General features: G+C 61.5%; 11 protein-coding genes, 1 tRNA gene and 1 pseudogene. 8 read left to right on the top strand and 5 right to left on the bottom strand.

Annotation, left to right across the window (positions count from 1 at the left end):
• Positions 1-21: 21 nt before the first annotated feature.
• Both N8A98_RS21130 and N8A98_RS21125 read right to left on the bottom strand, forming a co-directional pair.
• A tRNA-Arg gene (locus tag N8A98_RS21130) sits at positions 22-98 on the bottom strand.
• A 64-nt stretch (positions 99-162) separates the two neighbouring features.
• On the bottom strand, positions 163-1155 hold the full coding sequence (locus N8A98_RS21125; protein WP_262168274.1) for a LacI family DNA-binding transcriptional regulator: 993 nt from the start codon (positions 1153-1155) through the stop codon (positions 163-165).
• A 268-nt stretch (positions 1156-1423) separates the two neighbouring features.
• On the opposite strand from N8A98_RS21125, the gene N8A98_RS21120 reads away from it, so the two are divergent.
• The 8 genes and pseudogenes from N8A98_RS21120 to N8A98_RS21085 all read left to right on the top strand — a co-directional run bounded on the left by N8A98_RS21120 (position 1424) and on the right by N8A98_RS21085 (position 10246).
• A complete protein-coding gene (locus N8A98_RS21120) occupies positions 1424-2668 on the top strand; it encodes an ABC transporter substrate-binding protein (RefSeq protein ID WP_113123932.1) in 1245 nt (414 codons plus the stop codon).
• 187 nt (positions 2669-2855) lie between these two features.
• Positions 2856-3683 (top strand): carbohydrate ABC transporter permease, encoded by an 828-nt coding sequence (locus tag N8A98_RS21115; RefSeq protein ID WP_262172098.1) that lies wholly within the window; start codon positions 2856-2858, stop codon positions 3681-3683.
• 12 nt (positions 3684-3695) lie between these two features.
• A complete protein-coding gene (locus N8A98_RS21110; RefSeq protein WP_113123934.1) occupies positions 3696-4586 on the top strand; it encodes a carbohydrate ABC transporter permease in 891 nt (296 codons plus the stop codon).
• Between the two features lie 4 nt (positions 4587-4590).
• Positions 4591-5682 (top strand): ABC transporter ATP-binding protein, encoded by a 1092-nt coding sequence (locus tag N8A98_RS21105; RefSeq protein ID WP_262168271.1) that lies wholly within the window; start codon positions 4591-4593, stop codon positions 5680-5682.
• A gap of 172 nt (positions 5683-5854) precedes the next feature.
• Positions 5855-6604 (top strand): sugar phosphate isomerase/epimerase family protein, encoded by a 750-nt coding sequence (locus tag N8A98_RS21100; RefSeq protein WP_262168270.1) that lies wholly within the window; start codon positions 5855-5857, stop codon positions 6602-6604.
• A 6-nt stretch (positions 6605-6610) separates the two neighbouring features.
• Complete coding sequence (locus N8A98_RS21095) at positions 6611-7753, top strand: Gfo/Idh/MocA family protein (RefSeq protein ID WP_262168268.1); 1143 nt, start codon at positions 6611-6613, stop codon at positions 7751-7753.
• 147 nt (positions 7754-7900) lie between these two features.
• Positions 7901-8956, top strand: a complete 1056-nt coding sequence (locus N8A98_RS21090) for a sugar phosphate isomerase/epimerase family protein (protein ID WP_262168266.1) — start codon at positions 7901-7903, stop codon at positions 8954-8956.
• 139 nt (positions 8957-9095) lie between these two features.
• A pseudogene (locus tag N8A98_RS21085) lies at positions 9096-10246 on the top strand (Gfo/Idh/MocA family protein).
• Between the two features lie 82 nt (positions 10247-10328).
• Here N8A98_RS21085 and N8A98_RS21080 read toward each other — a convergent pair.
• From N8A98_RS21080 to N8A98_RS21070, 3 genes are all read right to left on the bottom strand, one after another.
• A complete protein-coding gene (locus N8A98_RS21080; protein WP_262168265.1) occupies positions 10329-11192 on the bottom strand; it encodes a TraB/GumN family protein in 864 nt (287 codons plus the stop codon).
• A 58-nt stretch (positions 11193-11250) separates the two neighbouring features.
• Positions 11251-11970, bottom strand: a complete 720-nt coding sequence (locus N8A98_RS21075) for a sulfite exporter TauE/SafE family protein (protein ID WP_262168263.1) — start codon at positions 11968-11970, stop codon at positions 11251-11253.
• A 95-nt stretch (positions 11971-12065) separates the two neighbouring features.
• Positions 12066-12371: an ETC complex I subunit gene (locus tag N8A98_RS21070; RefSeq protein WP_113120625.1), complete on the bottom strand. Its 306-nt coding sequence runs from the start codon at positions 12369-12371 to the stop codon at positions 12066-12068.
• Positions 12372-12409: the final 38 nt, after the last annotated feature.

Here is a 12409-nt window from a genome sequence, read left to right as displayed (position 1 = left end):
GATGACGAAGAAGAAGTATATTGGCGATCCCGGCAGGACTCGAACCTGCGACCAACAGCTTAGAAGGCTGCTGCTCTATCCAGCTGAGCTACGGGACCCACGCGCCATCCCTTTAGCCTATCATTGCGCCGGGGAAAACTGCTTTGCGGACATTGCCCAAAGCTAGTTGAAATCCCGCGGCGAGGCGGTACTGGCGCGGATGATGAGTTCGGATTTCAGAATGCGCCGCGTCGGTGTGCGCTCGGCTGTTGGACCCTCGAGAATGTCCAGCAACAGCGCCGTTGCGACCTTGCCCATATAGTAGCGCGGCTGCCGCATCGTGGTGAGGGCAGGGGAGAGATGCTGGGCGACGGCAATGTCATCAAAGCCCACCACCGACACATCGCGCGGGCAATCGATTCCCGCCTGGCGCAGCCGGGAGATAAAGCCGATCGCTGTTTCGTCATTGCCGCAGAACATGGCTGTCGGTCGCTCGTTGAGCGCCAGCCAGGATTCGGCCGCAACTATACCGCCGCCAATGGTGTGGTCGCCTTGCCAGATCCAGTCCTGGCGGATCAGCAGATTGGCCCGCTTGAGCGCCCGCTCAAAGCCGGAATGTCGCTCGCTGACCACATTGGGCGTGGTGCGGCTGCGCACGGTACCGATTCTTTTGTGGCCTAACTCGATCAGGTGCCGCGTAGCGGTGTCAGCCGCATCGCGATTATCCGTCATCACCAGATCCAGCGGTGCATCGGGAATGTCGTCGCAGGATAGCACAAGCGGGCGATTGCCCCGCACCAGCGGCAGATCCTGCAGGGCTTCCAGATTCAGCGTGGCATCGAACAGCAGCAGCCCGTCCGCGCGGTTGGAATAGAAATAATCCTTGAGGCCAAGCGTCGGATCGCCGCCCAGCCTGTTGGCCACCAGCACGCCATAGCCGCGCTCCGCCGCGTCCTGCACCACGGCATCCAGAATCGTCGAATAGAACGGATTGCCGATATTGGGGATGGCGATGAGAATGGTTTTAGCCGCCCGCAGCCGCAGCGACCGCGCCATCTGGTTCACGGTATAGCCCGTCTCCACAACCGCCGCCGTAATGCGCTCCCGCGTTGCCTCCGAAACCCGCTCCGGCGACGTCAATGCCCGGCTCACCGTTGCCGATGAAACCTCAGCCACACGCGCAACATCTTGAATTGTCGGCGTTTTCTTGAATTCGTTCATCGCCGTTGGCGCCTCTCCCTCGCTCCCTCAGACTTTGGTCTAATTCGATCTTGACAGAGACGCAACAAGTAGCCGAAGGTTATTATATCGATTGCACACCGTCTGAGGATGTGGCGATGCAATCGATTACATGCGGCCGGTCCGGACATCTTGAGGAAGATGCACCGCGGTCGGCGGCTTCGCGGAGGCAGTAGCCTCATGAGGACGTTGGGAGGATTATAGTATGAAGAAATTTGCCGTGGCCGCCACTTTGGCGGCTGCTTTGATGTGTTCGGCTGCGCCGCAGGCAGCTGAGCTCGAAGTGACCCATTGGTGGACATCGGGTGGTGAATCCGCCGCTGTCGCCGAATTTGCCCGTCTGTTCGACGCGACCGGCAATAAGTGGGTCGATAGCGCGCTGGCCGGTTCCGGCACGGGCGCCAACCCGGTGATCATCAGCCGCATTCTGGGCGGCAATCCGATGGGCGCCACCCAGATGAACACCGGTCGCGACGCCGAGGAACTCATCAAGGCCGGTCTGATGACCGATCTGACCCCGATTGCACAGGAAGATGGCTGGGCCGATTTCTTTGCCGATCCCAAGCTGCTCGACGCCTGCACCTATGACGGCAAGATCTATTGCGTGCCGATCAATATCCACTCCTGGCACTGGCTCTGGCTGAGCGACAAGGCCTACAAGGATGCCGGTCTGACAACGCCCAAGGATTGGAACGAATATGTCGCTTCCTTCCCCGCTTTGCGTGAAAAGGGCATCATTCCCTTCGGTCTGGCTGCCGGCTGGCCGCTGAACGGCATTCCCGGCGTGCTGCTGGCTGACGTTGGTGGGCCCGAGCTCTATCTCAAGATCAACCAGGATCACGACGCCGAGGCTGTCCGCAGCCCCGAATTCCGCAAGGTTGCCGAAGCCTGGGCCGCTGTCCGTGATGTTGTCGATCCCGCTGAAGTCGTCCCGCAGTTTGCCGACGTGGCCAACCAGCTGATTGCTGGCGAAGCTGCCGGCAACATCCATGGTGACTGGATCCAGGGCGAATTCGCACTGGCCGGCGCCGTCCCCGGTACGGATTACGAATGCCTGCCAGGCCTGGGTCTGTCCAACCGCATCGAAGGCGGCGGCGACGCGTTCTACTTCCCCAAGCTGCCTGAAGGCACGGCGCAGGACGTTCTCGACGCCCAGGTCACGCTGGCCAAGCTGCTGGTTTCCCCGGAAGCCCAGGTTGCCTTCAACCTCAAGAAGGGCTCCATGCCGATCCGCACCGACATCGATATGTCGTCGGCCAATGATTGCATGAAGAAGGCCATCGAAATCCTCAAGGGACCGGACGGCCTGCTGCCCGGTGGCGAAACCCTGAACTCGAGCGACACCCAGCAGCAGCTGGACGATCTCAATCAGGAATTCTTCGCCGACAAGTCCTACCCGATCGATGACTATATCGAGGCTTACGCCCAGATCATCGACGCCGCTGACTAAGCGCGACGCCGGGGCAGCCTTCGCGGGCTGCCCCATTTTCGCAAATTGCTTTTAGCCGGAGTAGGCAAGACCCATGACCGAAGCCCAGTCCCTGCACGGGGCGACTGCACTGGAGCGGACCCGTCCGCCTGGTCTGTTGTATAATTTATTCGTGCGCAATATCAGCGCCAAGCTCGCCGCCAGCCCGATGGTTGCCATCGTGCTCGTCGTGTTCATCGGCTGCACGCTATGGACCATCTGGTTCTCCTTTACCGATTCCCGTGCGTTGCCCAATGGCGCCTTTGTCGGTTTCGATCAGTATCAGCGTCTCTTCGCCACGCGCCGCTGGCGCATTTCGGCGACGAACCTGCTGACCTACGGCATTTTCTCGCTCGTCTTCACCATGGTGGTGGGCTTCGTGCTCGCCGTGCTCATGGATCAGCGCATCCGCTTTGAAGACGGTTTCCGCACCATCTTCCTCTATCCATTCGCGCTGTCCGGCATCGTCACCGGCCTGGTGTGGCAGTGGATCATGAACCCCACTTTGGGCCTGCAATCCACCATGCGTGGCCTGGGCTGGACCAATTTCACCTTCGACTGGATCACCAATACCGACATGGTGCTCTATGCACTGCTCATCGCTGGCCTCTGGCATGGCACGGGCTTTGTCATGGTGCTGATGCTCGCCGGTCTGCGTAGCGTCGATGGCGAAATCTGGAAAGCCGCCCGCGTCGATGGCATTCCCACCTGGCGCACCTATCTGCAGATCGTGCTGCCCATGATGCGCGGTGTCATTGTCACCACCCTGGTGATCGTCGGCTCCGGTATTGTCCGCACCTACGATCTGGTGGTGGCGCTCACCAATGGCGGTCCGGGCCTGTCCTCGGAAGTGCCCGCCAAATACGTCATCAACTATATGTTCTCCGCCGGTAATCTCGGTCAGGCGCTGTCCGCCTCCACCGTGATGCTCCTGACCGTTTTCGTCCTGCTCATTCCATGGGTCATCGTCGAATTCGGCCCCAAGAAGCACACGTAGGAAGGACCGGTCATGACCACAAACGCAGAAGCCAGCGGACCCCGCCCGCGCTCGTTCTTTACCCCTACGCGGATCATCATCTACGGCATCATCATCGTCGCAGCACTCTATTACCTGCTGCCGCTCTATGTGATGATCACCACCTCGCTCAAGGGCCTGCCGGAAATCCGCTGGGGCAACATCTTCGCCCCGCCGCTCGAAGTCACCTTCGAGCCCTGGGTGAAAGCCTGGACCAGCGCCTGTACGGGCCTCACCTGCAATGGTCTGGCGCCCGGGTTCTGGAACTCGGTCAAGATCACGCTGCCCTCCACCATCGTCTCGGTGTTCATCGCTGCGGTCAGCGGCTATGCGCTGGTCAACTGGCGGTTCAAGGGCTCCGAATTCTTCTTCACCGTGCTGCTGCTCGGCTCGTTCATTCCCTATCAGGTGATGCTCTATCCCCTGGTGATGATCACCGCGCAGATGAAGATTTTCGGCACGCTTTGGGCCGTCATCCTGATCCACACCATTTTCGGCATGCCGATCCTGACCCTGCTGTTCCGCAACTATTTTGCGTCGCTGCCGCAGGAATTGTTCAAGGCGGCGCGTGTCGATGGGGCAGGGTTCTGGCGGATTTTCTTCCAGATCATGGTGCCCATGTCGCTGCCGATCTTTGCGGTCGCCATCATCCTGCAGGTCACCGGCATCTGGAACGACTTCCTGTTCGGCGTCGTCTTCGCCGGCACCCAGAATTACCCGATGACCGTCCAGCTCAACAATATCGTCAACTCCGTCCAGGGCGTACGCGAATACAACGTCAACATGGCCGCCACCATCCTCACGGCCGCCGTTCCGCTGATCGTCTATTTCGTTTCTGGAAAATGGTTCGTGCGCGGCATCGCCGCTGGCGCGGTGAAGGGATAAGCACATGCAATCCAGCGTTTCCGTCAAAGACCTGTCGCTCAATTTCGGCTCGGTCCAGGTCCTCAAAAGCCTCAATCTCGACGTCAAGCAGGGCGAGTTCATCGTGCTGCTTGGCCCCTCGGGTTGCGGCAAGTCCACTCTGCTCAATTGCATTGCCGGTCTGCTCGATGTTTCCGAAGGCCAGATTTTCATCGGCGGCAAGAACGTCACCTGGGCTGAGCCCAAGGATCGCGGCATCGGCATGGTGTTCCAGTCCTATGCGCTCTATCCGCAGATGACGGTGGAAAAGAACCTCTCCTTCGGCCTGCGCGTTGCCGGCATGAAGCGCGACGAGATCGAAAGCCGCGTCAAGCGCGCCTCCGAAATCCTGCAGATCGAGCCCTTGCTGCAGCGCAAGCCCGCCAACCTCTCGGGCGGCCAGCGTCAGCGTGTGGCCATCGGCCGGGCCTTGGTGCGCGACGTGGACGTGTTCCTGTTCGACGAACCCTTGTCCAACCTCGATGCCAAGCTGCGCAGCGACCTGCGCGTCGAGATCAAGCGGCTGCATCAGCGGCTCAAGAACACCATGATCTACGTCACCCACGACCAGATCGAGGCCCTGACCCTGGCCGATCGCATCGCCATCATGAAGAATGGCGAAATCCAGCAGCTGTCCGATCCGCATACGATCTACAACAAGCCCGTTAATCTCTACGTGGCCGGCTTTATCGGCTCGCCTTCGATGAACTTCCTCAACGGCACGCTGGCCGGCGGGGCCGAGCCGACCTTCACCACCGATGATGGCATTGTCGTTCCGGTGGGCCGCTATGTCTTCGACAAGGCGCCGACCGGCTCGACCAAGGCGGTGCTCGGCGTTCGGCCGGAACACATCCTGCTCGGCGATGCGGCCAAGGCTATGCCATTCTCCACCGAGGTCGAAATCGAAATCGTCGAGCCCATGGGCTCGGACACGCTGGCCTGGACCAAGATCGGCAACCATGCCGTGACCTTCCGCGCCGATAGCGATGTGCATCTCACTGTCGGCCAGAAGGTGCTGGTGGGCTTCGATCCGGCCCGCGGTTCGCTGTTCGACACGGCCTCGACCAACCGGCTCTGACACTCATTATCGAGGCGTCGCGCACTGCGCGGCGCCCCATCATCTGCTGGCCGCTCCGGCACATTACTTTTCGGGCGGATCGCCTGCCTTTGCGGCGGGACAGCGCAATTCAAACCCATTACCTCCTTTGCCCGTCGACCGGGCACCAGCCCAAAATTATCAAGAGGCCCCCATGACCGAACTGTCATTCCAGCTCTATAGCGCTCGCAACGTCCCCTCGCTGCCCGACTTCCTCGAAACCCTTGGCAAGCTTGGCTACACGCAGGTCGAAGGCTTCGGTGGTCTCTATGCAGACGCTGCCGGTCTGGCCGCCAATCTCAAGAAGAATGGCCTCACCATGCCGACCGGCCACTTTGGTCCGGCTCAGGTCGCCGACGTCTCCGCCACGCTTAAGACCGCTGAAACCCTCGGCATCAAGAAGATCATTGTGCCCCATATCGGTGCCGAGGATCGTAGCGCCGACGAATCTAAGTGGCTCAAGCTCGCGGAGACGCTGGCCGGCCACGCCGAGACCTACACCAAGCACGGCTATGGCTTCGGCTGGCACAATCACGATTTCGAATTCGTGCCCACCACGTCGGGCCGCACTCCGATGGAAATCCTCCTCGAAACCGCTCCTAACATTGAGTGGGAAGCTGACGTCGCCTGGCTCGTGCGCGGCAAGGCCGACCCGATCGCCTGGTTCGACCGTTATGGCGACCGCATCAGCGCCGTCCACGTCAAGGACATCGCCCCCGCCGGCGAGAACGCCGATGAAGATGGCTGGGCCGATGTGGGCTACGGCACGCTTGATTGGGACAATCTCATCACCAAGGTGAAGAGCAAGACCAAGGCGCAGTATTTCGTCGCCGAACACGACAAGCCTTCCGACGAAGTGCGTTTCGCCACGCGCTCCATCGCTACCGCCCAGAAGTGGAAGTAAGCTAAAATGGCAAAGACCTACGGCGTCGGCATCATGGGTGCCGGCAATATTTCCGCGGCCTATCTGCGCCTCGCGCCCCTGTTCAAGGGGCTCGAGGTCCGCGCGGTGGCAGACATTCTGCCCGCCGCCGCCCAGAAGCGTGCCGAGGAATTCGGCGTTGCTGCCCAGACGCCCGACGAGCTGCTCAAGAACAGCGAACTCGATGTCATCGTCAACCTGACCATCCCGGCCACCCATTATTCGGTGTCCAAGGATATCGTCTCGGCCGGCAAGCACGCCTATTCCGAAAAGCCCTTCGTGCTCAGCCTCGAAGAAGGCAAGGCGCTGAAAAAGGCCGCCGACGAGCGCAACCTCAAAGTGGGGTCGGCTCCCGACACCTTCCTCGGCGGCGCCCATCAGCAGGCTCGCGACATCATCGACAGTGGCCAGCTCGGCAAGATCATGAGCGGCACCACCCACGTGATGGGGCCGGGCATGGAGCACTGGCACCCCAATCCGGACTTCTTCTTCAAGCCCGGCGGCGGCCCCATCCTCGATATGGGACCATACTACGTCACTAACCTGGTTCACCTGCTCGGCCCGGTAAAACGCCTCTCGGCCTTCACCAATATGGCCCGGACCGAACGTGTTGTGACTGCCGAAGGCCCGATGAAGGGCAAGGCCGTTCCGGTCGAGACGCCGACCACCATTCACGGCATTCTCGAATTCCACAACGGCGCCGTGATCACCATCGGCGCCAGCTGGGACGTTGCCAGCCATGGTCACCACAATATCGAGCTCTATGGCACGGGCGGATCGATCTTCGTGCCCGATCCGAACTTCTTCGGCGGCGATCTGGTCACCACCAATTGGGCCGGCGAGAAGAGCACGGTCACCCCGTGGGATCACCCGTTTGGCCGCGCCAATCAGGATCTCGACAAGCCCGTCCACCGCGCCAATTACCGCACGGCGGGCCTGGCCGACATGATCGCCTCGATCGATGGCGGCTACAATGCGCGCTGCGGCCTCGATGTCGCCCTGCATGTCGTCGACGTGCTCACCAGCCTGCTCCAGGCCGGCGAGACCGGTCAGGTCATCACCCTGTCGACCACCTGCGAGCGTCCGCTGGCCCTCACGCCGGCCGATGCACAGGCGCTTTTGAAGGCTTGAGGTTCGTACCTCATTGACAGGCCCCTGGGCCTGTCGAACAATGTGCTGAAAGTGGACCTCGCCCTGCGACACGCTCAGGGTGAGGTCCGCTGTTTGAAAACGGCAAAAGACCAAGGCGCCTCAGCGCCTCACGAGGAGAGAGATTTCATGCGCACCATCAAGGGTCCCGCAGTCTTCCTGGCGCAATTCGCCGGAGACAAGCCGCCATTCAATTCCTTCGACGCCATTTGCGGCTGGGCTGCCAATTACGGCTACAAGGGCGTGCAGATCCCCACCTGGGTCACCAGCCTGATCGATCTGGAAAAGGCCGCCACCTCCAAGACTTACGCCGACGAGCTGACCGGCACTGCCGCCAAGCATGGCCTGGCCATCACCGAGCTCTCGACCCATCTCCAGGGCCAGCTCGTCGCCGCGCACCCGGTCTATGACACCATGCTCGATGGCTTCGCCCCCGCATCCGTCCACAACAATCCCAAGGCTCGGCAGGAATGGGCCGTGCAGCAACTGCATTGGGCTGCCAAGGCATCGAAAAACCTCGGCCTCACCGAGCACGCGACCTTCTCGGGCGCGCTCACCTGGCCGTTCCTCTATCCATTCCCCCAGCGCCCCGCCGGCCTCGTTGAAGAAGCCTTTGACGAACTGGCCCGCCGCTGGACGCCCATCCTCAACGCCTTTGACGAAGCTGGCGTCGACGTCGGCTACGAACTGCATCCGGGCGAAGACCTGTTCGACGGCGTCACCTTCGAGATGTTCCTCGACCGCGTCAAAAATCACCCGCGCGCCAACATCCTCTACGATCCCAGCCACATGGTGCTGCAGCAGCTCGATTATCTCGATTTCATTGATATTTATCACGAGCGCATCAAGCTGTTCCACGTCAAGGACGCCGAGTTCAATCCGACCGGCCGCCAGGGCGTCTATTCGGGCTATCAGAGCTGGATCAACCGGGCAGGGCGCTTCCGCTCGCTGGGCGACGGCCAGGTCGATTTCGCCTCGATCTTCTCCAAGATGGCGCAATACGACTTTGCCGGCTGGGCCGTGCTCGAATGGGAATGCGCTATCAAGCACCCCGAAGACGGCGCGCGCGAAGGCGCGGAGTTCATCAAGAACCACATCATCCACGTCACCGAACACGCCTTCGACGACTTCGCCTCGGCCGGCACGGACCTGGCGGCAAACCGGAAGATTTTGGGTCTGAGCTAAGCTCATTCCGCCACGCCCTCTTCCTTCGACAAGCTCAGGATGAGGGCTACTTTGAAATCTCAGTAGACCTCATGGTGAGCTTGTCGAACCACGAGGTCGTGGCACAACGTGCCGTAAGTAGAAACTTGAGGAGGCATCAATGGCTGAGAACGGCGCAAAGCGCATTCGCCTGGGCATGGTTGGCGGCGGCACGGGGGCCTTTATCGGCTATGTGCACCGCGTGGCGGCCCGTATCGACGGGGATTACGATCTGGTGGCCGGCGCCTTGTCGTCGCGCCCCGAAGTGGCCAAGGAATCCGGCCGCAATCTCGGCTTCGCCGAAGACCGCATCTATACCAGCTATGAAGAAATGGCCCGCGCCGAAGCAGCGCGCCCCGATGGCATCGAGGCTGTGGCAATCGTCACGCCCAATCACATGCATTACGGCCCAGCCAAGGCTTTCCTCGAGGCCGGCATCCACGTCATCTGCGACAAGCCGATCACCTCGACCATCGAAGACGCCCGCAAGCTGGCCGAGATCAAGCCAAAGAACGGCGCCAAATTCCTGCTGACCCACAATTACACCGGCTATCCCCTGATCCGGCAGGCCCGCGAAATGATCGAATCCGGCGCTTTGGGCAAGATTCGCGTCATCCAGGCCGAATACCCGCAGGATTGGCTGGCCGAAGCCACCGATGACGACAACAAGCAGGCCGCCTGGCGCACCGATCCGGCCCGTTCCGGCGCCGGCGGCGCCATCGGCGATATCGGCACCCACGCCTACAATCTGCTGCGCTTCGTCACCGGCCTCAAGACGGACTCCGTCTCGGCCGATCTGACCAGCTTCGTCCCCGGCCGCAAGCTGGATGACAATGTCCACATCATGCTGCGCTTCGAAGGCGGGGCCAAGGGCATGCTCTGGGCCAGCCAGGTGGCGGTCGGCTGCGAAAATGGCCTCCAGCTACGCATCTATGGCGAAAAGGGGGCCTGGAATGGCGCCAGGACAATCCCAATTACATGTGGTTCACCGAATTCGGTAAGCCCAAGCAATTGCTGACCCGTGGCGGTGCCATTTCCGGCAATGCCGCCTCGACCATGAATGTTCGCATCCCCTCCGGACACCCCGAAGGGTATCTGGAAGCCTTCGCCACGCTCTATAGCCAGTTCGCCGCCGTCATCCGCGGCGAAGGCGCCGCCTACGAAGGCCTGCTGCCAACCCTCGCCGATGGCGTCGAAGGCATGCAGTTCATCATGGCGTCGGTGGCCTCGAGCCAGGCCGACGGCAAGTGGACCAAGCTCAGCGCGGTTTAGCGCCACTTCACCTCTCCCTTTGGGGGAGAGGTCGGCCCTTTTGGGCCGGGTGAGGGGGCCTTCCTTGTGAGCCCCGAAAAAGCTATTGAAGGCGCTGGACCTCAAATCCAGCGTCTTCAAGCAGCGCCTGCACCCCACGATCCCCGATCATGTGTCCGGCGCCGACCACCACCAGCGCATTCTTATTATCGGCCAGCACGCCTTTCAGCGTCTCCGCCCAGCGCTCATTGCGGTCATAGATCAAGCGATCCATCACCACCGCCTCGTCTGTCCCCAGATCTTCCATGAAATACGCCGCCAGGTTTTCCGGCGTGCCGCGTGTCCAGGCCGAGATCATCTTGCTGAGCATCTTGCTCATGCCGCCCACCTCGGCCAGCGTCGCCGCCAGCATCTCGGTCTGCTCCTGCTCCGAACCGTCGGCTAGCAAGGCAAGCTGTTCCTCGCCAGTCTCGAAATAGGCCTGCCGCTCCGCTGGCACTTCCCGCTGCAGCACGATATCCACCCCGCTATTGGGGTCGAGCCCGGCGCGCTGTGCGACCGCGGCGGTCAGGGTGATCGAAGCCAGCCAGGGCTTGAGCGTGTTGAGCAGTGGCATCGGCACGGCATATTCGCCCGAAACCTCGCGCAGCAACGCCTCCACATCCGGCGGGAGCGCTTGCGCTAAAAACTTGCCATCATCCCGCAAGCCCAGCTCAAAACTCTTGGCCCCCAGCGTCGCCTGTGCCGCCGGGCCAACATCGGTCTCGAAATAGACCACATCGGCCTTTGCCAGTGTTTCGCTGAACAAATCGGTCCGCCATTCCAGGTCCGGCGGCAGCAGGTGAAACGAGCCGAACAGCCAGATCGTGCTGTCTTCGTCGCTGACCGACCATAGGGCTGGCGCCGCCTGTGCGGGCGCCACAAGCGCGAGGAGGAGGGCCGGGAGGGCAAACAGCGATTTGGTCATGCAAAGGCTCCTTTGGACCCACCCTGCCAGAACATTGCCCGCGCCAAAACCCGAAAAGTCACAGCCAGGCGGCGACACTGCCCCACACCAGCGAAGCGCCCGACAGCAGCAGGAAGCTCAGGATAATCCGGCGAAACGCAATGGCATTCAGCCGCCGGAACAGCAACACGCCCAGAATCGCCGGCACCACCAGCGCCGGCGTGATCCAGGCAAACATGGTCAGCGCTTGCGCCGTGATCGAGCCCGAAATCGCATAGGCAGTGAGCGTCGACACATGCATGGCAATATTGAACGCCTGCAACACGCCGCGCTGCGTGTCCTTGTCCCAGCCACGCAGCGTCGTCCACAGCGTTGGCACCGGCCCCGACATGCCGCCAATGCCACCCAGCGTGCCGCCGACAAAGCCAGAAACCGCATCCGCAATACGCCCGCCATGCCGCCAGGTATACCCAGCCGGCAGCAAGAGCAGTAGCGGGCAATAGATCAACAGGAACAGCCCAAGCCCGAATTTGAACACCGTGGGATCGAGCCATTGCAGCAGCACCACGCCAACCGGCACCCCGATCAACCCGCCGACCAGCAGCGGCCACAGCCGCCTAAGCTCAAATCCCCGCCACACCCAGGGCAGCGTGACCAATTGCCCGGCCAGCGCCCCGAATACCGACATCGGCGCCGCCAATTGCGGCTCCACCGCCCAAGCCCAGAACGACAGCGCCACCAGCGAAAAGGCAAAGCCCGACACGCCCTGCGCAAAGCCGGCCGCGGCCGCGCCGCACAATATGATCAGCAGGCCGGTTTCCAGTTTGCAATCTCCAAAAACAAAAGCGCCACAATCACTTGCGGCGCTCTATGGATTCAAAATGTCATGCCCGGCTAGTGCGTCCAGGGCGTCTTGCGGTCGGAACGGAAATTGTCGGGATAGCTCACCCGCTTGGGCGTGGCGTCATGCGCCGGCTGCACCGTATAGGCGATGCCATTCTTCTGCGCATAGGCCTCGGCCAGTTCGAGCGTATCGAAGCTGAGCTTGATCTGCTGGCGGGTATCGGTGGAAGTCGTATAGCCCATCAATGGGTCGATCTCGCGCGGCGCGGCCGGCTCATGCACCAAAACCCATTGCCGGGATTTGCCTTTTCCCGACTGCATGGCGTTGCGGGCAGGGCGATAGATGCGGGCGGTCATGCAAAGTCCTCAACACAATGCGCATAACAAGGCCCGAA

Origin of the sequence: Devosia neptuniae (assembly GCF_025452235.1) — a bacterium.
GTDB lineage: Bacteria > Pseudomonadota > Alphaproteobacteria > Rhizobiales > Devosiaceae > Devosia.
Note: the sequence above shows the minus strand (reverse complement) of the source record. Positions and strands in the feature narration are given on the sequence as shown.

Coding starts and splice junctions, on each gene's coding strand:
- N8A98_RS21095 (WP_262168268.1), top strand. CDS start 6,611: ATGGCAAAGACCTACGGCGTCGGCATCATGGGTGCCGGCAATATTTCC.
- N8A98_RS21115 (WP_262172098.1), top strand. CDS start 2,856: ATGGTTGCCATCGTGCTCGTCGTGTTCATCGGCTGCACGCTATGGACC.
- N8A98_RS21080 (WP_262168265.1), bottom strand. CDS start 11,192: ATGACCAAATCGCTGTTTGCCCTCCCGGCCCTCCTCCTCGCGCTTGTG.
- N8A98_RS21100 (WP_262168270.1), top strand. CDS start 5,855: ATGACCGAACTGTCATTCCAGCTCTATAGCGCTCGCAACGTCCCCTCG.
- N8A98_RS21120 (WP_113123932.1), top strand. CDS start 1,424: ATGAAGAAATTTGCCGTGGCCGCCACTTTGGCGGCTGCTTTGATGTGT.
- N8A98_RS21105 (WP_262168271.1), top strand. CDS start 4,591: ATGCAATCCAGCGTTTCCGTCAAAGACCTGTCGCTCAATTTCGGCTCG.
- N8A98_RS21110 (WP_113123934.1), top strand. CDS start 3,696: ATGACCACAAACGCAGAAGCCAGCGGACCCCGCCCGCGCTCGTTCTTT.
- N8A98_RS21070 (WP_113120625.1), bottom strand. CDS start 12,371: ATGACCGCCCGCATCTATCGCCCTGCCCGCAACGCCATGCAGTCGGGA.
- N8A98_RS21090 (WP_262168266.1), top strand. CDS start 7,901: ATGCGCACCATCAAGGGTCCCGCAGTCTTCCTGGCGCAATTCGCCGGA.